This window comes from Escherichia sp. 93.0816 (genome assembly GCF_013368855.2).
Taxonomy (GTDB): Bacteria; Pseudomonadota; Gammaproteobacteria; order Enterobacterales; family Enterobacteriaceae; genus Escherichia; species Escherichia ruysiae.
The window spans coordinates 39036-61137 of record NZ_JABWNC020000022.1 but is presented as its reverse complement, the minus strand read 5'-3'; the positions used below and the strand labels follow the sequence as shown (position 1 = coordinate 61137).

The 22102-nt window shown below is 52.8% G+C and carries 20 protein-coding genes and 1 pseudogene; 12 read left to right on the top strand and 9 right to left on the bottom strand.

The window, feature by feature from the left end:
• Nucleotides 1-28: 28 nt before the first annotated feature.
• The 7 genes and pseudogenes from selA to HEM79_RS18535 form a co-directional block, all read left to right on the top strand.
• Nucleotides 29-1420, top strand: a complete 1392-nt coding sequence (gene selA, locus HEM79_RS18565) for an L-seryl-tRNA(Sec) selenium transferase (RefSeq protein WP_176242537.1) — start codon at nt 29-31, stop codon at nt 1418-1420.
• Nucleotides 1417-3261: a selenocysteine-specific translation elongation factor gene (selB, locus tag HEM79_RS18560; RefSeq protein WP_176242535.1), complete on the top strand. Its 1845-nt coding sequence runs from the start codon at nt 1417-1419 to the stop codon at nt 3259-3261. Before selA ends, selB begins: the two co-directional genes overlap by 4 nt.
• A 188-nt stretch (nt 3262-3449) precedes the next feature.
• A complete protein-coding gene (gene yiaY / locus HEM79_RS18555; protein WP_000741493.1) occupies nt 3450-4601 on the top strand; it encodes an L-threonine dehydrogenase in 1152 nt (383 codons plus the stop codon).
• A 163-nt stretch (nt 4602-4764) separates the two neighbouring features.
• Nucleotides 4765-6303 carry an aldehyde dehydrogenase AldB gene (aldB, locus tag HEM79_RS18550; RefSeq protein ID WP_000183976.1) on the top strand — a complete coding sequence of 513 codons (1539 nt, stop codon included), beginning with the start codon at nt 4765-4767 and terminating at the stop codon, nt 6301-6303.
• A gap of 328 nt (nt 6304-6631) precedes the next feature.
• A complete protein-coding gene (locus HEM79_RS18545) occupies nt 6632-6817 on the top strand; it encodes a type II toxin-antitoxin system HicA family toxin (protein WP_176242546.1) in 186 nt (61 codons plus the stop codon).
• 16 nt (nt 6818-6833) lie between these two features.
• Nucleotides 6834-7244 (top strand): type II toxin-antitoxin system HicB family antitoxin, encoded by a 411-nt coding sequence (locus tag HEM79_RS18540; RefSeq protein WP_176242533.1) that lies wholly within the window; start codon nt 6834-6836, stop codon nt 7242-7244.
• Nucleotides 7245-7250: 6 nt separating this feature from the next.
• Nucleotides 7251-7388 (top strand): annotated as a pseudogene (locus HEM79_RS18535) (hypothetical protein); the annotation flags it as partial.
• A gap of 71 nt (nt 7389-7459) precedes the next feature.
• Here the strand turns inward: HEM79_RS18535 and rhaM are convergent.
• From rhaM to rhaB, 5 genes are all read right to left on the bottom strand, one after another.
• Complete coding sequence (rhaM, locus tag HEM79_RS18530; RefSeq protein ID WP_000619503.1) at nt 7460-7774, bottom strand: L-rhamnose mutarotase; 315 nt, start codon at nt 7772-7774, stop codon at nt 7460-7462.
• Nucleotides 7771-8919: a lactaldehyde reductase gene (gene fucO, locus HEM79_RS18525; RefSeq protein ID WP_176242531.1), complete on the bottom strand. Its 1149-nt coding sequence runs from the start codon at nt 8917-8919 to the stop codon at nt 7771-7773. The genes rhaM and fucO overlap by 4 nt, the downstream gene beginning before the upstream one ends.
• Before the next feature lie 71 nt (nt 8920-8990).
• A complete protein-coding gene (gene rhaD, locus HEM79_RS18520) occupies nt 8991-9815 on the bottom strand; it encodes a rhamnulose-1-phosphate aldolase (RefSeq protein WP_176242530.1) in 825 nt (274 codons plus the stop codon).
• A gap of 297 nt (nt 9816-10112) precedes the next feature.
• Entirely contained in the window at nt 10113-11372 is a 1260-nt protein-coding gene (gene rhaA / locus HEM79_RS18515; RefSeq protein WP_176242528.1) for an L-rhamnose isomerase, read from the bottom strand.
• Complete coding sequence (gene rhaB, locus HEM79_RS18510) at nt 11369-12838, bottom strand: rhamnulokinase (RefSeq protein WP_176242526.1); 1470 nt, start codon at nt 12836-12838, stop codon at nt 11369-11371. Before rhaB ends, rhaA begins: the two co-directional genes overlap by 4 nt.
• Nucleotides 12839-13125: 287 nt before the next feature.
• Here rhaB and rhaS point away from each other — a divergent pair, with 287 nt between their 5' ends.
• Together rhaS and rhaR are read left to right on the top strand one after the other, a co-directional pair.
• A complete protein-coding gene (gene rhaS, locus HEM79_RS18505; protein WP_176242524.1) occupies nt 13126-13962 on the top strand; it encodes an HTH-type transcriptional activator RhaS in 837 nt (278 codons plus the stop codon).
• A 72-nt stretch (nt 13963-14034) separates the two neighbouring features.
• Nucleotides 14035-14883, top strand: coding sequence for an HTH-type transcriptional activator RhaR (gene rhaR / locus HEM79_RS18500; RefSeq protein ID WP_105287068.1), 849 nt, complete (start codon nt 14035-14037; stop codon nt 14881-14883).
• Here the strand turns inward: rhaR and rhaT are convergent.
• Nucleotides 14880-15914 (bottom strand): L-rhamnose/proton symporter RhaT, encoded by a 1035-nt coding sequence (rhaT, locus tag HEM79_RS18495; protein WP_176242522.1) that lies wholly within the window; start codon nt 15912-15914, stop codon nt 14880-14882. The two genes, rhaR and rhaT, sit on opposite strands and share 4 nt — an antisense overlap.
• A gap of 285 nt (nt 15915-16199) precedes the next feature.
• On the opposite strand from rhaT, the gene sodA reads away from it, so the two are divergent.
• Together sodA and kdgT are read left to right on the top strand one after the other, a co-directional pair.
• A complete protein-coding gene (gene sodA, locus HEM79_RS18490; RefSeq protein ID WP_010350891.1) occupies nt 16200-16820 on the top strand; it encodes a superoxide dismutase [Mn] in 621 nt (206 codons plus the stop codon).
• Nucleotides 16821-17079: 259 nt separating this feature from the next.
• Nucleotides 17080-18063 (top strand): 2-keto-3-deoxygluconate transporter, encoded by a 984-nt coding sequence (gene kdgT, locus HEM79_RS18485; RefSeq protein WP_024191187.1) that lies wholly within the window; start codon nt 17080-17082, stop codon nt 18061-18063.
• Nucleotides 18064-18119: 56 nt separating this feature from the next.
• Here kdgT and HEM79_RS18480 read toward each other — a convergent pair whose 3' ends face one another.
• A complete protein-coding gene (locus HEM79_RS18480; protein WP_176242521.1) occupies nt 18120-19010 on the bottom strand; it encodes a dihydrodipicolinate synthase family protein in 891 nt (296 codons plus the stop codon).
• 152 nt (nt 19011-19162) lie between these two features.
• Here HEM79_RS18480 and yiiM point away from each other — a divergent pair, with 152 nt between their 5' ends.
• Nucleotides 19163-19837 carry a 6-hydroxyaminopurine reductase gene (gene yiiM / locus HEM79_RS18475; RefSeq protein WP_001270282.1) on the top strand — a complete coding sequence of 225 codons (675 nt, stop codon included), beginning with the start codon at nt 19163-19165 and terminating at the stop codon, nt 19835-19837.
• A 100-nt stretch (nt 19838-19937) separates the two neighbouring features.
• On the opposite strand, the gene cpxA is transcribed toward yiiM, so the two are convergent.
• Nucleotides 19938-21311, bottom strand: coding sequence for an envelope stress sensor histidine kinase CpxA (gene cpxA, locus HEM79_RS18470; protein ID WP_000580416.1), 1374 nt, complete (start codon nt 21309-21311; stop codon nt 19938-19940).
• Nucleotides 21308-22006 carry an envelope stress response regulator transcription factor CpxR gene (gene cpxR / locus HEM79_RS18465; RefSeq protein WP_001033722.1) on the bottom strand — a complete coding sequence of 233 codons (699 nt, stop codon included), beginning with the start codon at nt 22004-22006 and terminating at the stop codon, nt 21308-21310. Before cpxR ends, cpxA begins: the two co-directional genes overlap by 4 nt.
• Between the last annotated feature and the right edge of the window lie 96 nt (nt 22007-22102).

Genomic DNA, 22102 nt, shown 5'->3' with positions numbered 1-22102 from the left:
GAGAGGGCCTTGATCAGCCAGGTTTCCTATGACAACCGAAACGCGTTCCCTCTATAGTCAACTTCCGGCTATTGATCGCTTATTGCGCGATAGCTCCTTCCTTTCTTTGCGTGATACTTATGGTCACACCCGCGTGGTGGAATTGCTGCGTCAGATGCTTGATGAAGCGCGAGAAGTGATTCGTGACAGCCAGACGCTGCCCGCGTGGTGTGAAAACTGGGCGCAAGAAGTCGATGCCCGGCTGACGAAAGAGGCGCAGAGCGCGCTGCGTCCGGTGATCAACCTGACGGGAACCGTGCTGCATACCAACCTTGGGCGAGCTTTACAGGCGGAAGCAGCGGTGGAAGCCGTTGCGCAGACTATGCGTTCGCCGGTGACGCTGGAGTATGATCTGGACGACGCCGGACGCGGGCATCGCGATCGTGCGCTGGCGCAGCTACTGTGCCGCATTACTGGCGCGGAAGATGCCTGTATCGTCAATAACAATGCGGCGGCGGTGCTGCTGATGTTGGCAGCCACTGCCAGCGGGAAAGAGGTGGTGGTGTCTCGTGGCGAACTGGTGGAGATTGGCGGCGCGTTTCGTATTCCTGACGTAATGCGTCAGGCAGGCTGCACCCTGCACGAAGTGGGGACGACCAACCGTACCCACGCCAGTGATTATCGTCAGGCAGTAAATGAAAATACCGCGCTGTTGATGAAAGTACATACCAGTAATTACAGCATTCAGGGATTCACCAAAGCGATAGACGAAGCGGAACTGGTGGCGCTCGGCAAAGAGCTGGATATTCCCGTAGTGACTGATTTAGGCAGTGGTTCGCTGGTCGATCTTAGCCAGTACGGTTTGCCGAAAGAGCCCATGCCGCAGGAGTTGATCGCGGCGGGCGTCAGCCTGGTGAGCTTCTCCGGCGACAAGTTGTTAGGCGGGCCGCAGGCAGGGATCATCGTTGGTAAGAAAGAGATGATTTCCCGCCTGCAAAGCCATCCGCTGAAACGTGCATTACGCGCGGATAAAATGACCCTCGCGGCGCTGGAAGCGACGCTGCGTCTCTATTTGCACCCCGAAGCACTGAGCGAAAAATTACCGACCCTGCGTCTGCTTACCCGCAGCGCAGAGGTTATTCAAATCCAGGCGCAACGTTTACAGGCTCCCCTTGCCGCACATTACGGCGCGGAGTTTGCGGTACAGGTTATGCCGTGTCTTTCGCAGATTGGCAGTGGTTCGCTGCCGGTTGATCGCCTGCCGAGCGCGGCATTAACGTTTACACCCCATGACGGGCGCGGTAGCCACCTTGAGGCATTAGCCGCCCGCTGGCGTGAATTGCCGGTTCCGGTGATTGGACGTATCTACGACGGGCGATTGTGGCTGGATCTACGCTGCCTTGAAGATGAGCAACGGTTTATGGAGATGTTGTTGAAATGATTATTGCGACTGCCGGACACGTTGACCACGGCAAAACGACCTTATTGCAGGCGATTACTGGTGTAAATGCCGACCGTCTGCCGGAAGAAAAAAAGCGCGGTATGACCATCGATCTCGGCTATGCCTACTGGCCGCAGCCGGATGGTCGCGTGCCTGGTTTTATCGACGTTCCCGGTCATGAAAAGTTTCTTTCCAACATGCTGGCGGGCGTCGGGGGTATCGATCATGCGCTGCTGGTGGTGGCTTGCGATGACGGTGTGATGGCGCAGACCCGTGAGCATCTGGCGATTTTGCAACTTACCGGTAACCCGATGCTGACAGTGGCACTGACCAAAGCCGATCGCGTGGATGAAGCGCGTGTTGATGAGGTTGAACGCCAGGTAAAGGAGGTGCTGCGGGAATACGGTTTTGCTGAGGCAAAACTGTTTGTCACCGCAGCAACCGAAGGTCGGGGAATTGATGCCCTGCGCGAACATCTGCTTCAGTTGCCTGAACGTGAACACGCCAGCCAACATAGTTTCCGCCTCGCTATCGACCGCGCTTTTACCGTAAAAGGTGCCGGGCTGGTGGTCACTGGTACGGCGTTAAGCGGGGAAGTGAAGGTAGGCGATTCACTATGGCTGACTGGTGTAAATAAGCCGATGCGCGTGCGTGCGCTCCATGCGCAAAATCAACCAACAGAAACCGCCCATGCCGGGCAACGTATTGCGCTTAATATCGCCGGTGATGCGGAGAAAGAACAGATTAACCGTGGCGACTGGCTGCTTGCCGATGCGCCGCCGGAGCCGTTCACGCGGGTGATTGTCGAGCTACAAACTCATGTACCGTTGACCCAGTGGCAGCCGCTACATATTCACCACGCCGCCAGCCACGTTACAGGGCGCGTTTCGCTGCTCGAAGATAACCTTGCCGAGCTGGTGTTCGACACGCCGCTGTGGCTAGCGGATAACGATCGATTAGTGCTGCGCGATATCTCGGCCCGCAACACGCTGGCGGGGGCGCGCGTGGTGATGCTCAACCCGCCACGTCGCGGTAAACGTAAGCCGGAATATCTGCAATGGCTGGCTTCACTGGCACGTACACAAAGCGATGCCGACGCACTGACCGTTCATCTGGAACGCGGAGCGGTGAATCTTGCCGATTTCGCCTGGGCGAGACAGCTCAATGGCGAAGGGATGCGCGAACTGCTGCAACAGCCAGGCTACATTCAGGCTGGTTATAGCTTGTTGAATGCGCCGGTTGCCGCCCGCTGGCAGCGGAAAATCCTCGACACATTAGCGGCTTATCATGAGCAACATCGCGATGAACCAGGTCCTGGGCGCGAGCGCCTGCGGCGCATGGCGTTGCCGATGGAAGATGAAGCTCTGGTTCTGTTGCTGATTGAAAAGATGCGCGAAAGTGGCGATATCCACAGCCACCACGGCTGGCTGCATTTGCCGGATCACAAAGCGGGCTTCAGCGAAGAGCAGCAGGCCATCTGGCAAAAAGCAGAGCCGCTATTTGGCGACGAGCCGTGGTGGGTGCGTGACCTGGCAAAAGAGACGGGAACCGACGAGCAGGCAATGCGCCTGACGCTACGCCAGGCGGCACAGCAGGGGATAATTACGGCGATCGTCAAAGATCGTTATTACCGTAACGATCGGATTGTTGAATTTGCCAATATGATCCGCGATCTTGATCAGGAATGTGGTTCAACCTGCGCGGCGGATTTCCGCGATCGCTTAGGTGTAGGCCGAAAGCTGGCAATTCAAATTCTGGAATATTTTGACCGCATTGGCTTTACGCGGCGTCGTGGAAATGATCATTTATTGCGCGATGCATTATTATTTCCCGAAAAATAAGGAAATGATTAATTCATAATAAATATGAATTAATACAAGATTCTTATTAATATTAAGGAAGCACGTTATTTGATGAATGTAACGTGCTTTTTATTAAAAATATTTTAATAAACGGTAATGTCGATCATATTTCCGAATGAAAATACTTTGTAATCTGCCAGCCCTTTTTACTCTTCCAGGAGTGTTTTATGGCAGCTTCAACCTTTTTTATTCCTTCAGTGAATGTCATCGGTGCTGATTCATTGAATGATGCAATGAATATGATGGCAGACTATGGATTTACCCGTACATTAATTGTTACCGACAATATCTTAACGAAATTAGGTATGGCGGGCGATGTGCAAAAAGCACTGGAAGAACGCAATATTTTTAGCGTTATTTATGATGGCACCCAACCTAACCCAACCACGGAAAACGTCGCCGCAGGCCTCAAACTGCTGAAAGAAAATAATTGTGATAGCGTAATTTCCTTAGGTGGTGGTTCTCCGCACGACTGTGCGAAAGGCATTGCGCTGGTGGCTGCCAACGGCGGTGATATTCGCGATTACGAAGGCGTTGACCGCTCTGCAAAACCGCAGTTGCCGATGATCGCTATCAATACCACGGCGGGTACTGCGTCTGAAATGACCCGTTTCTGCATTATCACTGACGAAGCGCGCCACATCAAAATGGCAATTGTGGATAAACACGTGACTCCGCTGCTTTCTGTCAATGACTCCTCTCTGATGATCGGTATGCCGAAGTCACTGACCGCCGCAACGGGTATGGATGCCTTAACACACGCTATCGAAGCGTATGTGTCTATTGCCGCAACGCCGATCACTGACGCTTGCGCACTGAAAGCCGTGACCATGATTGCCGAAAACCTGCCGTTAGCCGTAGAAGATGGCAGCAATGCGAAAGCGCGTGAAGCGATGGCTTATGCCCAGTTCCTCGCCGGTATGGCGTTCAACAATGCGTCTTTGGGTTATGTTCATGCGATGGCGCACCAGTTAGGCGGTTTCTACAATCTGCCGCACGGTGTATGTAACGCCGTTCTGCTGCCGCACGTTCAGGTATTCAACAGCAAAGTAGCCGCTGCACGTCTGCGTGACTGCGCTGCTGCAATGGGTGTGAACGTGACAGGTAAAAACGACGCGGAAGGTGCAGAAGCCTGCATTAACGCTATCCGCGAACTGGCGAAGAAAGTCGATATTCCGGCAGGTCTGCGCGATCTGAACGTGAAAGAAGAAGATTTCGCGGTACTGGCGACCAATGCTCTGAAAGATGCCTGCGGATTTACTAACCCGATTCAGGCAACTCACGAAGAAATTGTGGCGATTTATCGCGCTGCGATGTAATTACCTTCTCGTAACGGCTGACGTGTTGTCAGCCGCTTTTTCAACTATCTCTGTAATCCTTGCCCGTAAATTCGTGATTGCTGTCGTAAAGCTGTCACCGGCTGGCGAAGATTTCGCCAGTCACGTCTACCCTTGTTATACCTCACACCGCAAGGAGACTACCATGACCAACAATCCCCCTTCAGCACAGATTAAGCCCGGCGAGTATGGTTTCCCCCTCAAGTTAAAAGCCCGCTATGACAACTTTATCGGCGGCGAATGGGTAGCACCCGCCGACGGCGAGTATTACCAGAACCTGACGCCGGTGACCGGGCAGCTACTGTGCGAAGTGGCGTCTTCGGGCAAACGCGACATCGATCTGGCGCTGGATGCCGCGCATAAAGTGAAAGATAAATGGGCGCATACTTCGGTGCAGGATCGCGCGGCGATTCTGTTTAAGATTGCCGATCGAATGGAACAAAATCTCGAACTGTTGGCGACGGCAGAAACCTGGGATAACGGCAAGCCCATTCGTGAAACCAGTGCTGCCGATGTGCCGCTGGCAATTGACCATTTCCGCTATTTTGCCTCGTGTATTCGGGCACAGGAAGGTGGGATCAGTGAAGTCGATAGCGAAACAGTGGCTTATCACTTCCACGAACCGTTAGGCGTGGTGGGGCAAATTATCCCGTGGAACTTCCCGCTGCTGATGGCGAGCTGGAAAATGGCTCCCGCGCTGGCGGCGGGCAACTGCGTGGTGCTAAAACCCGCACGACTTACCCCGCTTTCAGTGTTGCTTTTGATGGAGATCGTCGGTGATTTACTGCCGCCAGGTGTGGTGAACGTGGTCAACGGCGCGGGCGGCGAAATCGGTGAATATCTGGCGACCTCAAAACGCATCGCCAAAGTTGCGTTTACCGGCTCAACGGAAGTCGGCCAGCAGATTATGCAGTACGCCACGCAGAACATTATTCCGGTGACGCTGGAGTTGGGCGGTAAGTCGCCAAATATCTTCTTTGCCGATGTGATGGATGAAGAAGATGCTTTCTTCGATAAGGCGCTGGAGGGCTTTGCATTGTTCGCCTTCAACCAGGGCGAAGTTTGCACCTGTCCAAGCCGTGCTTTAGTGCAGGAGTCTATCTACGAACGCTTTATGGAACGCGCCATCCGTCGTGTTGAAAGCATTCGTAGCGGTAACCCGCTCGACAGCGTGACGCAAATGGGCGCACAGGTTTCTCATGGGCAACTGGAAACCATCCTCAATTACATTGATATCGGTAAAAAAGAGGGTGCAGATGTGCTTACCGGCGGGCGGCGTAAGCTGCTGGAAGGGGAACTGAAAGACGGTTATTACCTCGAACCGACGATTCTGTTTGGCCAGAACAATATGCGTGTGTTCCAGGAGGAGATTTTTGGCCCGGTGCTGGCGGTGACTACCTTCAAAACGATGGATGAGGCGCTGGAGCTGGCGAATGACACGCAATACGGCCTGGGCGCTGGCGTCTGGAGCCGTAACGGTAATCTGGCCTATAAGATGGGGCGTGGCATTCAGGCAGGGCGCGTGTGGACCAACTGTTATCACGCCTATCCGGCACACGCAGCGTTTGGTGGCTACAAACAGTCGGGCATCGGGCGCGAAACCCACAAAATGATGCTTGAGCATTACCAGCAAACCAAGTGCCTGCTGGTGAGCTACTCGGATAAACCGTTGGGGCTGTTCTGATATAAGAAGCTGGTCGCATCGGGCATTCATTGCCTGATGCGACGCTTACGCGTCTTATCAGGCCTACCGAGGCGCATATGTTTACGCCTTGCTCCTGACCGTAGGTCGGATAAGGCGTTCACGCCGCATCCGGCATAAGCAAAGCGCACGTTATCACTATTTGCGACGCTTGCGTGTCTTATCGGTTCAAATGTTTACGTCTCCTGGGGCTGAGCATTCACTGAACTAAATTGCGAGCCTCCTCGCATCTTTTCTACAAATTACTGCACACCGTTATTCTTCTTCCGAGCGACATTCCTGAGTCAACTTTATCCACCTGACGGTCTATATAAAACGCGCTATCGTGATTGCCATTCTGAAACGGCATGGCTGGGAGCATATTCGAACCCGTGGTAGTCATCATCAGTTCCGCCACCCTGTTCATCCGGGTCTGGTGACGGTCCCGCATCCTAAAAAAGATATTAAGCCCAGTACGCTGGCACAAATTGGGCGTCAGGCTGGTTTAACGTTTTAATATTTCAGGAGGCAATATGTTTTATCCCGCCTATATCCATAGCGATCCCGACGGTAGCGCCAGCGGCTTTTTCCCTGATGTTCCAGGCTGTTCTTTTGCTGGTGATACACTTGATGACGCATTCCAGGATGCGCGAAGCGCATTGACTGCGCACTTTGAAACCTTGTGCGAAATGAATGAAGAGTTGCCACTTCCTGGCTCTGTGGAAAAACATCTGGCTCAGCGGGCGCAGGACTTTATTGGCGGGCAATGGCTGCTGGTGGATATCAATATGAACCAGTTCGAAGGTCGGGTTGAACGTATCAATATCACTATGCCGAAACGGTTACTGAACAAGATTGATACCTACGTGCGTAATAACCCAGACTACGCCAACAGAAGTGCGTTTCTGGCAGAAGCTGCCCGGCGTGTGTTGCCAGGCGTTTAATCTCGCGTATTGATGACGAGCGCCGGATACAGCGAGCTGCCGGACGAGATTACCGGCAGCCCAATGTTCGATCGTAATGAGAGTTTTACGTTTGTCACTGGTATGAACTGGCAATTATTAATTGACCAGGGCGATGTTGGATAAATTGCGTTAGCAAAATCTATATTAATTAGCTGTCATTGCGGTGTCGGAGGGGTATCCAACACCGCAGTGGATTACGGCAGATAAAAGACTTCTTGTAGCTCGCTGCTGACCGGGCTGTTATCCGGATTAGCGGGCATAACGTCGGTCATATATTTCCACCAACGTTGGCAAACGTCAGTGCTGGCAACCGCATTCCAGCGTTCTTCAGATTCAATTTCTACTGTGGCAAACAGCAAATTTCGCGCTTTGTCGAGGTAGATGGCGTAGTTATGCGCACCGTGAGATTTCAATACCGCTTCCAGTTCCGGCCAGATCGGGTTGTGCCGACGCTGATACTCTTCGTGAGCGTCCGGGTTGACTTGCATAACAAAGGCTTTGCGGATCATAACGCCTCCAGATAAAGCTCACGCACTTCGTTGCGGCTGGCGGTACGTGGGTTACATGGTGCGCATGGATCGGCCAGGGCTTTATCTAACCAACCTTCGATATCCTCTTTGCTGATGCCAAGCTGACTAAATCCCGCAGGTATGCCCACGCGATGGCTCAAGGCTCGAATAGCATTAATTGCTTCCAGACTTGCCGCTTCATCACTCATTCCGCGCGTATCGACCCCCATCGCCTGGGCGATACGGGCAAAGCGTGTGATGGCATTCGGGCGGTTAAAGTTTTCGATTACTGGCAACAAGATGGCATTACACACCCCGTGTGGCAGGTTGTGGGTAGCTCCGGGCTGATGCGCCAGTGCGTGAACCAGCCCCAGTCCCGCGCTGTTAAAAGCCATTCCCGCCAGATATTGCCCGAAAGCCATCTGTTCACGGGCTTCCAGATTATGACCATCTTCTACCGCTTTCGGCAGCCACAGAGAAATCAGGCGGATAGCTTCCAGCGCGTTGGCATCAGTTAGCGGATGGGCGCCAACGGAAACATAGGCTTCTATGGCATGGGTTAGTGCGTCCATACCGGTGGCAGCGGTAACGGAGGCAGGGATCTCCAGCATTACACTGGCATCATCCACGGCGATATCAGGAATAATATTCGAATCGATGATGACTTCTTTCACTTGCCGCGCAGTGTCGATGATCACCGCATTGCTGGTCATCTCAGCGGCAGTTCCGGCAGTCGTGTTGATCGCCACCAGCGGCACGCCTGGGTTTTTTACTTTGCCAATGCCAGAGTAAGCAGTAGAAGGGCCTGGATTAGCGGTAAGGATTTTTACGGCTTTTGCGGTATCAATCGGGCTACCGCCACCGAAAGCAATAATGTAGTTACATGCGGCGTCCTGAAATGCAGCGTAGCCTTTTTGCACCAGTTCTTCGGTGGGGTTTGGAAAGACCTCATCGAATAGGTGGTAAGACATTTCGTGTTGATCCAGCGCGGTGAACAGACTGTCCAGCAATCCCAACTTAACCAGTTGCCCATCGGTAACGATCAGTGCTTTTCCCCACTGCTTATTCGCAACCAGGTTTACCATATCGCCAATTGCCCCAGCGCCATGCAGGCTGATTTTCGGTAATGCCAACATAAAACTCATGATTATTCTCCTTAAGATCAAATCCTTCTGTCCGGCGACATAACCCGCGCCGCCAGATGCGAAACGGGGTGTTAAAGTGCCAGTGCGCTTGCCAGCGGGGTGACGCCGAAACGCTTGCCCAGGGCTATCAACTCTTCACGGCTGATGGTCTGTTTCATGCCACCCATCGAATACACTTTCACCAACACTTCCGCCGATTTTTCTGCGGTGTCGATTAAGCCGAAGGTTTCGTCCAGCGTCGGACCGCTGCCGAAGACGCCGTGGAAAGGCCAGAGAACCAGTGAGTGTTTTTGCATTTCTTGCGCGGTGGCCTGGCCAATTTCGTCCGTGCCGGGCACCATCCACGGCAAAATGCCGACGCCATCCGGGAATACCACCAGGCACTCGGTGCTGCCTTCCCACAGTTGGCGAGTGAAAACCGCCGTGTCGTTTTCCAGCACATAGGTGAGGGCGATCAGGTTGGTGGCATGGCAGTGCATGATCACCCGATCTTTGCCGTTGGTGGCTTTAATGCGTTCGCAATGAGAGAGGAAATGCGCCGGAAGTTCAGAGGTTGGAACGGCTTCGTGGGTTAGCCCCCAGAGAATATGGTAGCCCGCGCCGTCGCTGTCGACCTTTACGACGCCTAAATTGGCAGCGGGATCGAGCTGGACGTTGCGGAAGAATTTGCCGGAGCCGGTGACGATAAACGGTGTATTTGCCAGTAAAGGCATTGGCTGGCTGAGCGGGATATAGCGCGGTTGTGGGTGGAAATTGTCGTGATATGGCGCGATGTCAGCGTCATCCAGGCGCAGCGTCAGGTTGCCGCCGTTGCGCTCGTCCCAGCCTTTCAGCCAGGCGTCGGTGGTGGCTTTGATCATTCCCTGGATAAACCAGGACTGGGTAATGTTTTGCATGTTCTGTGTTCCTGTAAATTAGGTTGCCTTGTTTAGACATGATGCGGCTTGTTCCCCTCACCCTAACCCTCTCCCCGTAGGGGCGAGGGGACTGTCCGGAGCGGTGTTCAGCTCCGTTGCCGAACGGGGCTATGTTTTTCTCCCTCGTCCTTTCAGGGAGAGGGGACGGTGCGGCGTTTAGCTCCGTTGCCGGAGGGGGCTATGTTTTTCTCCCTCGCCCTTCAGGGAGAGGGCCGGGGTGAGGGTGACAGCCCGCACGGTCATTCGATCTGTAGACCGGATCGCATCCGGCGGTGTTTACCCACGCTGACGCAAAATCGTATTCTCATAAGCCCGCACGCTCTCCAGCCATTCGCTACCCGCTGGCGTATCGTGACGCTGGCAATACATTTCCCACACCGCCTGCCACGGCAACGATTTCTGCTCTTCCAGTAGCGCCAGTCGTGCGGTGTAATCCCCTGCCGCTTCCAGCTTGCGCAGCTCAGCGGTAGGTTCCAGCAACGCACGCAGCAGGGCTTTTTTCATATTGCGCGTACCAATGACCCACGCGGCAATGCGGTTGATGGAGGCATCGAAGAAGTCGAGACCAATGTGTACCCGGTCAAACAGGTCATGACGAACAATCTCGCTGGCAATCGCCTGGGTTTCATCATCCAGCAGCACCACGTGATCGCTGTCCCAGCGTACCGGGCGGCTGACGTGCAGCAGCAACTGCGGCACATACAGCATGGCGGCGGAAATCTTGTCGGAAATCACTTCTGTCGGGTGGAAGTGCCCTGCATCCAGGCACAGCGCGGTCTGGCGGCTGGTGGCATACCCCATGTAAAACTCATTGGAGCCAACCGTGTAGCTCTCCGCGCCAATACCAAACAATTTGCTCTCTACCGCGTCGATATGGTGCGCAGGGTTCAGCTTTTCGCTTATCACTTCATCCAGTGCTGCCAGCAAACGCTGGCGCGGGGCGAGACGGTCAACGGTGATATCTTTCATGCCATCCGGTATCCAGATGTTCATCACCGACGGCGTGCCAAGTTGCTCGCCAAAATAGGCCGAAACGCGACGGCTGGCCTTGCAGTGGTCAATCCAAAATTGGCGAATACTGTCGTTGGCATGGGAAAGCGTAAAGCCATCGGCGCTTAGCGGATGCGAAAAACAGGAGGGGTTAAAATCCAGACCGAGCTGATTGGCTTTCGCCCATTCAACCCAGTTTTTGAAGTGCTCTGGTTTGATTTGGTCGCGTGAGACGGGCGTGTCTGATTCCAGATAAATCGCATGTAAGTTAAGCCGTTTCGGCCCCGGAATCAGCCGCATAGCCTGTTCCAGATCGGCGCGTAGCTCTTCGGCATTGCGGGCTTTGCCCGGGTAGTTGCCAGTGGCCTGAATCCCACCGGTCAGCGAACCTTCCGGATTTTCAAAACCAGAAACATCATCGCCCTGCCAGCAGTGCATTGAAACGGGTAAGCGATCAAGTTGGCGCAGCGCCTCCTCGACATCAATCCCTACCGCCGCGAAACGCTGTTTCGCCAGTTCCCAGGCCTGTTCCAGTTGTGTGGTCATGCGCAAAGCTCCTTTGTCTGTCGTGTAGAGTGAATCCGCGCCACATAGTGGGCAATTTCACTGTCAGGATTAGGGGTAAAGGTGGTCAGATTCGCGGTGGCGCTCACGACCTGACGGAAATCATCCACATTGTTGAGTTCATCCAGCGTCATTAACTGGATACCGATATTGCCGAGCGTTGAGGCTTCAACTGGCCCGGCGATCACCCGAATACCGCAGGCATCGGCACACAACTGGTTGAGCAGCGCGTTCTGGCTGCCGCCGCCGACAATATGCAGTTGCGAGAAATCTTCACTGCGTAGCTGCGCCAGTTCGTGCAGCACGTCGGCATACAGCAGCGCCAGACTGTCGAAAATACAGCGTGCCAGTTCAGCATCACTTTCTGGGATCAGTTGCGCCGTTTCCCGACACGCTGCCTGAATTTCGCTGCACATCTCTTCAGGATTAATAAAGCGATCGGCATTGGGATTGATGATGAAGCGACAGGCCGGGAGTGCCTGTGTCGCGGCGATAAGTGTCGGGAGATCGTTGATTTGTCGCTCCTGAAGTACCCGCTGGAGCAGCCATAAACCCATGATATTTTTCAGCACCCGATAGCGACCTTCCGCACCGCCTTCATTGGTGATGTTGGCTGCCAGCGCCGCATCATCGGTGAATGGCGTCTGGCTTTCGAAGCCCATCAATGACCAGGTGCCGGAGGAGAGATAAGCGGCGCGGGAACCGTTTAACGGCGAGGCGATAACCGCGCTGGCGGTATCATGGCTGGCAACGGCGACCACCGGAATTTCATTACCCTGCGGGCAAATCCAGTGACCTATGACATTACCCGGATGCGTCGGGCGACCAAACCAGGCTTTGTTGGCACCGCTCCACGCCAGCAGGGACTCGTCCCAGTCGTCGCTATTGATATTGACCAGTTGCGTGGTGGTGGCGTTGGTGTATTCCCAGTTCATCTTGCCGGTCAGACGATAACTAAAGTAATCCGGCATCAGCAGAGCGTGAGCGATTTGTGGAATAAGTTCAGGTTGTTGCTCCGTCAGCGCACGTAGCTGATAGATTGTATTGAAGGGCAGAAACTGGATGCCGCTATGCTGATAAATATCGCGTTTGCCAATTTGCTGCTGTGCCAATGTCATCAGTCCGTTAGTGCGGCTATCGCGATAGGAAATCGGTAAACCGACGCGCTGACCGTGTTGATCCAGCAGCACATAGTCTACGCCCCAGGTATCAATGCCGATGCTATCGATATGAATCCCTTCCTCGCACACCTTGTTTAACCCAAGGCGAATGGCGTTTTCCAGACTATCGACATCCCAGGTGGCATAACCGCTCTGGTAATACAGCCCATTGGTAAAACGATGGATTTCACGCAGCGTCAGGCTGCGACATTCACGGTGGTAACGCGCCAGCATTACGCGCCCACTGGATGCGCCAAGATCAACGGCGACGCAGTAGCGAAAGGTCATAATGAGATCCTTCTAGGTTTCATTACGCCCAGTCTAAGAAGCACCCGACTTCGCTACCTTCTCGTTACTGACAGGAAAATACACCGCTGGCAACCAGGGAAAGATGAACGTGATGGCGTTCATAATTTTCAGAAATGTGGTGGTGTGATGTTTGCCGCATTTTCTGAAAAATCACGCTTTATCTTGAAAAATCGACATTTTTTACGTGTTTTGCTGTCGAAAATTTAAGGTAAGAACCAAATCGCTTGATTACTATTCCGCCATGTTGACGGCATCAGGAGGCTTATATGGACGTATTACATTGCGTGGATTTTTTTCCGTCTGGTAACGTGTCTGTGGCAATAGAACCCCGGCTTCCACAGGGGGATTTTCCTGAACATCACCATGATTTCCATGAGATTGTGATTGTCGAACATGGCACGGGTATCCACATTTTCAATGGGCAGCCTTATACCATCTCCGGTGGAACAATCTGTTTCGTGCGCGATCATGATCGGCATTTATACGAACATACGGACAATCTGTATTTGACCAATGTGCTGTATCGCTCTCCGGATAGATTTCAGTTTCTTGCCGGGCTGCATCAGCTTCTGCCGCAAGAGCAAGACGGGCAATATCCGTCCCATTGGCGCGTGAGCCACAGCATATTGCAGCAGGTACGGCAGCTGGTTTCGCAACTGGAACAGCAGGACAGAACGAATGATTTACCCTCGAAAGCCAGCGGTGAGATTTTGTTTATGCAATTACTGCTCTTGCTGCGTAGAAACAGTTTGCAGGAGAGCATGGAAAGTCGCGAATCGCGCCTGAACTTGTTGTTGGCCTGGCTGGAAGAGCATTTTGCCGACGAGGTGAATTGGGAAATGATGGCGGATCAATTTTCTCTGTCACTACGCACGTTGCATCGTCAGCTAAAACAGCAAACCGGTTTGACGCCCCAGCGTTACCTTAACCGTTTACGGTTGGTGAAGGCGCGTCATCTGTTACGTCATAGCGAGGACAGCGTGACCGAAATCGCATATCGCTGCGGATTCAGCGACAGTAACCACTTTTCGACGCTGTTTCGCCGTGAGTTTAACTGGTCACCACGCGATATTCGCCAGCGGCGGGATGGCTTTCTGCAATAACGCGAATCTTCTCAACGTATTTCCACGCCAGTTTATGAATAATCAAACGCGTCTTCCGGCTGAGGTGGCACGGTGGTTCATCAGTTTGTCCTTCGTAAAAAAGATTTTTTTGCCAGCGAACAGCAGGCGGTCGCGGTTGCTGATCGTTACCCGCAGGATGTCTTTGCCGAGCATACACATGATTTTTGTGAACTGGTGATCGTCTGGCGCGGTAACGGTTTGCACGTGCTCAACGACCGTCCTCATCGTATTACCCGTGGCGATCTCTTTTATATCCACGCAGACGATAAACACTCCTACGCTTCCGTTAACGATCTGGTTTTGCAGAACGTTATTTATTGCCCGGAGCGGCTGACACTTAATCTCGACTGGCAGGGGACGATTCCGGGGTTTAACGCCAGCGCAGAACAACCACACTGGCGTTTAGGTAGTGCGGGCATGGCGCAGGTGCGGCAGGTCATCGGGCAGCTTGAGCACGAGAGCAGTCAGCCCGCGCCGTTTGCCAACGAAATGGCGGAGTTACTGTTCGGGCAGTTGGTGATGCTTTTGAAACGCCATCGCTACACCAGTGATTCATTACCGCCAACATCCAGCGAAACGTTGCTGGATAAGCTGATTACCCGGCTGGCGGCCAGCCTGAAAAGTCCTTTTGCGCTGGATAAATTTTGTGATGAGGCATCGTGCAGTGAGCGCGTTTTGCGTCAGCAATTTCGCCAGCAGACCGGCATGACCATCAATCAATATCTGCGGCAGGTCAGAGTGTGCCATGCGCAATATCTTCTCCAGCATAGCCGCCTGTTAATCAGTGATATTTCGACAGAATGTGGCTTTGAAGACAGTAACTACTTTTCGGTGGTGTTTACCCGGGAAACCGGGATGACGCCCAGCCAGTGGCGTCATCGCAATTCCCGGAAAGATTAACTCGCCATGCCCATGCCGACGATGTTGGCGGCGACAATAATCACCACACAACCGAGGCTCAATACGGTAACCGGACGGCGTCCCGCATTGTTCCACTCTTTCAGCACCAGCCCGACGATACCGCCACACAATACGTAGAAACTCATATGCAGCATCCAACTGATGTAGTCATACTGCGCCGGAATGCGGGCGTGTCCCCAGGCATAGAAAAAGAATTGCAGATACCACATCAAACCCCCCAGTGCCGAGAGCAATACGTTGTGGATGATCAGCGGTTTTGCCAGCGAGAAGTCGGCTTTTAGCGACAAATCTTTCACTTTTGCCAGACGAATAAAACAGAAACCGAGGTTGATGATCGCGCCGCCGCCCATGATGACAACATAGCTTGGCAGAGCAACATACAGTGGATCAACACCCAGCGCGGCAGCCGCTTCATGCATCGGTTTTGCTGCGTTCATCGCAAAAGACATCCCGGCAGAGAAAATGCCGCACATTACCGCCAGCGCCAGCCCTTTCTTCAGGTTGAACTCTTCGGCTTTAATGCCCATTTTGCGCTCTTTCAACTGCCCGGCGCGAGTCACAATCCCCACGCCAATCAGCGCCACCAGCACGCCGAGCAACGTCATGCGCCCACCGTCGGTGTTAATCAGCACATCGAAATTACCGTTGATAATTGGCGTCATCAGCGTACCGACGATCAACGTAATGCCAATGGCGATACCTATCCCCATCGACATGCCGAGATAACGCATGGTCAGGCCGTAGTTGATATTACCAATCCCCCACATAGCGCCGAACAGAAAAACAGGCAGCAGGGTAGAGAGGCTGAACGAGCTGTAATATGCCCAGAAATCAGGTAGTAGCATGGCGCTGATGGCCCACGGCAGAATAATCCACGAAACAATCCCACCGACTGACCACATGGTTTCCCATGACCACTTTTTTACTTTTTTGAACGGAGCGTAAAAACAGGCTGCACTGGCCGCGCCGATCAAATGCCAAAATATCCCCATCGTAATCGCGTTACTCATCTTCTTATCCTCATCATTTTTTCGTCGCGTCACATCTCCGACGAGATGAGTGTAAAAATCGTGCTGTCGATTAACCTTTCGCCTGTTGCCGCCGTTGTCGATTTACTGGCAATCACGGCATTAAGTGGGTGATTTGGTTCACATCTCGGACATTTGCCTGCAAAACCATTCCCCTATGAAAAGTACGGCATTGATAATCATTTTCAATATCATTTAATTAACTATAATGAACCAACTGCTTACGCGGCATTAACAATCGGCCGCCCGACAATACTGGAGATGAATATGAGCTATACCCTGCCATCCCTGCCGTATGCTTACGATGCCCTGGAACCGCACTTCGATAAGCAGACCATGGAAATCCACCACACCAAACACCATCAGGCCTACGTCAACAACGCCAATGCGGCGCTGGAAAGCCTGCCAGAATTCGCCAACCTGCCGGTTGAAGAGCTGATCACCAAACTGGATCAGCTGCCAGCAGACAAAAAAACCGTGCTGCGCAACAACGCTGGCGGTCACGCCAACCACAGCCTGTTCTGGAAAGGCCTGAAAAAAGGCACGACTTTGCAGGGCGACCTGAAAGCGGCTATCGAACGTGATTTCGGTTCCGTTGATAACTTCAAAGCAGAATTTGAGAAAGCGGCAGCTTCCCGCTTTGGTTCCGGCTGGGCATGGCTGGTGCTGAAAGGCGATAAACTGGCGGTGGTTTCTACTGCTAATCAGGACTCCCCGCTGATGGGCGAAGCCATTTCTGGCGCTTCCGGCTTCCCTGTTCTGGGTCTGGATGTGTGGGAACACGCTTACTACCTGAAATTCCAGAACCGCCGTCCGGACTACATCAAAGAGTTCTGGAACGTGGTGAACTGGGACGAAGCTGCGGCACGTTTCGCGGCGAAAAAATAATCGCATATTGCCTGCTGCAATGAGGCGTTTACGCCGTTTTTCAGCATAAAAAACAAACCATCGCACATAGCGGTGGTTTTTTTGTGATCAATTTCAAAATAAAAACAATGATCCTATAAAAATAAAACAACGTTTCAATTGATGTGGTTTTGATCACTTTTATTGCTCTGTTGAATGTCTATCTTCATTTCCATCAACACTGATGCATCGTGAAGGACTTATGCATCAGCCTATAAAAATATGCCGATAGGTGATGAAAATGCAGATAAAACACACGATAGAGAAAATCCCGGGAGGGATGATGCTCGTCCCGTTGTTCCTTGGCGCACTGTGTCACACTTTCTCGCCAGGGGCGGGGAAATACTTTGGTTCATTCACAAATGGAATGATTACCGGCACGGTGCCGATTCTGGCGGTGTGGTTTTTCTGTATGGGGGCATCGATAAAATTAAGTGCGACGGGAACGGTATTGCGTAAATCCGGTACGCTGGTGGTAACTAAAATTGCTGTGGCGTGGGTGGTTGCGGCAATTGCTTCACGCATTATTCCTGAACATGGTGTTGAAGTTGGATTCTTTGCCGGACTATCAACGCTGGCGCTGGTGGCGGCGATGGATATGACCAACGGCGGACTTTACGCTTCGATCATGCAGCAGTATGGCACTAAAGAAGAGGCCGGGGCGTTTGTATTAATGTCGCTGGAATCCGGGCCGCTTATGACGATGATTATTCTGGGGACTGCCGGGATTGCATCGTTTGAACCGCATGTTTTCGTCGGTGCGGTATTACCGTTCCTCGTCGGCTTTGCGTTAGGGAACCTTGACCCTGAGCTGAGAGAATTTTTCAGCAAAGCCGTACAGACGCTGATCCCGTTCTTTGCCTTTGCGCTGGGCAATACCATTGATTTAACCGTGATTGCTCAGACCGGTTTGCTGGGGATCTTGCTGGGTGTGGCGGTGATCGTCGTGACCGGTATTCCGTTGATTATTGCGGATAAATTGATTGGTGGTGGCGATGGTACTGCCGGAATCGCGGCTTCCAGTTCTGCCGGTGCTGCGGTGGCGACGCCGGTACTGATTGCTGAAATGATCCCCGCCTTTAAACCAATGGCGCCAGCGGCAACTTCGCTGGTGGCGACGTCAGTGATTGTGACCTCGATTCTGGTGCCAATTTTGACTTCTGTCTGGTCGCGCAAAGTTAAAGCCAGAGCGGCGAAAATCGAAATATTGGGTACGGTGAAGTAATCTCCATCCATATAAATCAAGAGGCCGGATGATTTGTAGTCATCCGGCCTTTTGCGTTATCTGACAAAGACTTCATCAATCGTTCGACATTCACTTTCGCTTAACTCACCACCCGCATTGCGTGATACGCCAGTGCAATAGCCAAACTTACGCGATACCACCGTCTTGATAGTAGTGACAAAATCCTCACCAATGGCGTAGATGGACATATAAGTGCCAATCTGTTGCTGAATCTCTTGTAAAGTCGCCAGGTCTCCGCGTTTGAAGGCTTCACGGGCTTCGACAAACAGCTCCGGCATAACGTTGTTCAGGCCGGATATTATTCCCGCGCCGCCGGCCAGCAGATTAGGAATGTAATACTCGTCATAGCCCGAAAGCACTGCAAAATCAGAACGAACTGCCAGGGTTGCCTGAATCATGCTGCGGGTGTGGGACTGGCAATCGACGGTATCTTTAATTCCGGCAAAGTCAGGAAATTCACTCGCCAGCGTGGCGACCAGGTCAGGGGTTAAATCACAACCGGTTCTTGCCGGGAAGTTATATGCGAACCATTTGCCCTGTAATTCGCGCCCCAGATGGCGGAAATAGCTTAATAATTGCTTTGCCGTCTGACCGTAGTAGTAAGGCGGGAGGATCATCACTGCATCATAGCCTGTGCGATACGCTTCTTGCGCCATTACCAGTACATCGTGTGTGCAGGTGGAAGAAACGTTAGCGACCATTTTTAATGTGCTCATGGAACGCGCTTCGCGGATAAGCATGAGCCTCTCTTCGAGGGTGAAAGAGGCAAATTCACCAATGCTACCCATCAGCAATATCACATCAATATTGGCTTCTGTTAGCCGCTGCAGATGCTTCTTCAGTCCGTTAAGATCCACATTACCGTCTTTATCCATTGGCGTAATGGAAGGGCACCAGACGCCAGAAAACTGTGTTTGCTCGGTCACGTTGTACACTCCTGATAATGAAATGGTGTTTCAAATTCATCTCATTGATAACATTTCTAAGACGTCGTCATGTGAACCGTGCTCTCATTTTGCGCGCCTGACGTAAAATAAATATGGTCTAATGGGGAAATTTCTCGGTGGAGAGGGAACAGATGCGATATCCGGTTGATGTATACACAGGCAAAATACAGGCTTATCCCGAAAGCAAACCCAGCGCGATTGCGAAAATCCAGGTCGATGGCGAGTTGATGTTGACAGAGCTGGGTCTGGAAGGTGACGAGCAGGCAGAGAAAATAGTTCACGGTGGGCCGGACAGGGCGCTGTGTCATTATCCTCGTGAGCATTATCTCTACTGGGCGCGGGAATTTCCTGAACAGGCAGATTTGTTTGTTGCGCCTGCGTTTGGTGAAAACCTCTCAACCGACGGCCTGACGGAAAGCAATGTTTATATTGGCGATATTTTCCGCTGGGGTGAGGCATTAATTCAGGTCACCCAGCCGCGCTCTCCGTGCTACAAACTCAATTATCATTTTGACATCAGCGATATGGCACAGTTGATGCAAAACGCCGGTAAAGTTGGCTGGCTGTATAGCGTGATTGCGCCGGGGCTGGTATCTGCGGATGCGCCGCTGGAGCTGGTTTCTCGCGTCAGCGATGTCACCGTGCAGGAGGCAATAGCTATCGCATGGCATATGCCGTTTGATGACGAGCAGTATCACCGTTTACTCTCCGCTGCCGGGCTGTCGAAAAGCTGGACGCGGACGATGCAGAAGCGCCGACTTAGCGGCAAGATTGAAGATAATTCGCGGCGTTTGTGGGGGAAATAACCCCCGAAGAGTAGGCCTGATAAGACGCGACCAGCGTCGCATCAGGCATTCTGCTCAAATGCCGGATACGGCGTAAACGCCTATCCGGCCTGCGCGGAGTTTAACTCCGCTTATACAGCGGCAGCCAAATTACCAGCCGTAAACCGCCCAGCGGGCTGTCTTCAGCTTTAACCCAACCACGGTGCTGCTGAATGGCGGTTTCGACAATCGCCAGCCCCAGACCCGTACCGCCAGATTCACGATCGCGTGCTTCGTCGGTGCGATAGAACGGACGGAAAATCTGTTCGCGATCTTCCGGGCTGACGCCAGGACCATCGTCATCCACCGTAATGGTGATACCGTCTTTATCTACCGCAAAGCCCACTTCAATCTTCGTATGGGAATAACGCAGGGCATTACGAACAATGTTTTCCAGCGCACTTTCCAGGGCGTTCGGGTTGCCGTACAGCGGCCATGGCCCAGGCGGGAAGTTAACGGTAAACGACTTGCCCATCTGCTCCGCTTCGAACGCTGCGTTATCCAGCACTTCGCTCCACAACTGGTTGGCTTTGATGGTCTCGCTCACCAGCGCGTTTTTCTGCTGATTACGTGACATCACCAACAGGTCGTTGATCATGCTGTCCAGACGTTGCGCTTCGGTTTCAATACGCTCCAGTTCCTTACTTTCACCACTACGACGGCGCAGTAACGCCGTACCCAGTTGCAGACGCGTCAGCGGCGTGCGCAGCTCGTGAGAGATATCAGAAAGCAGGCGCTGCTGGGAGGTCATCATGCGCTCCAGCGCGGTGACCATCTGGTTAAAACTGGCACCTGCGGCAAGAAATTCCTGTGGCCCCGCTTCCAGTTCCGGATGCTGGCGTAAGTTTCCCTGGGCGACTTCATCGGCAGCATTTTTCAGCTTACGCGCCGGTTTTGCCAGACTCCAGGCCAACCACAACAGCAGCGGCGTACTGACCAGCATGGTGACAATCAGCAGTAATAGCGGGCGGTCAAACAGTAAGTTAATGAAATCGGATTGAGAACTGCTGGCCGGACGAATCAGATAAAGTTGGTAATTATCTTCGCCATCACGCACAGAGAACGGGCCGACCAGTTCCACGCGACCATACTTTTTCTTCTGCGGGTGATCGGCGTTATCGGCCTGGCCAATAAAGTTGCGAATGATCTGCATTTCGCTGCGTTCTGCGCCAATCACGCGGCCTTCGGTGGTCACCAGTAACAAACGCTGCCCCGGTGGTGCCCACTTATCAATGGCACGGAACAGACGGCGCCACCACATTAAATCGTTGGGTGGATCGTTCGCCAGTTCCGCTTCGACATGCTGCTCAATCATCAGCCCCTGACGCTGTTCGCTATCCAGAAGCTCGGTCATCTGGCGTGAATCGAGCTTGGGTAACATCAAAACCAACATCAACACCAGCGCCAGCGTCAGCCAGAAGATGGCGAAAATGCGCGCGGTTAAGCTGCCTATCATGAAGCGGAAACCATCAGATAGCCGCGACCACGCAAGGTTTTAAACCACGGGTGACCGTCTTTACGATCCGGCAGTTTACGACGCAGGTTGGAAATGTGCATATCGATAGCGCGGTCGAAAGGCGTCAGGCGTTTGCCCAGCACTTCCTGGCTTAAATGTTCACGAGAAACCACCTGACCCAGATGCTGTGCCAGTAAATAGAGCAGGGTAAATTCAGTACCGGTTAACTCCAGCGTTTGCCCATCGAAGCTGGCTTCCTGACGGCCAGGATTCAGCACTAAGGCATCAACTTCCAGCGTAGGTGAACCGTTGTCGTTGTTTTGCTGTTGCTCGCTCCAGTGCGAACGGCGCAGGATCGCGCGAATACGTGCCACCAGCTCACGGTCGTTAAACGGTTTCGGGAGATAGTCATCTGCGCCTAACTCAAGGCCGAGGACGCGATCAAGTTCACTGCCGCGTGCCGTTAACATAATGACAGGCGTCTGGTGTGTCTGGCGAAGTGCCTTCAATGTGTCGATACCATTTTTCTTCGGCATCATGACATCAAGCAAAAGTAAATCAATGCTGTCGTCCAGAAGATCAAGCGCCTGCTCCCCATCGTGGGCAACAATTACGTTGAAGCCTTCCATCTCGAGCAGCTCCTTTAACAGGGAAGTCAGCTCTCGGTCATCATCAACTAACAGGATTTTATTCATTGTTTAAATACCTCCGAGGCAGAAATTACGTCATCAGACGTCGCTAATCCATGACTTTACGTTGTTTTACACCCCCTGACGCATGTTTGCAGCCTG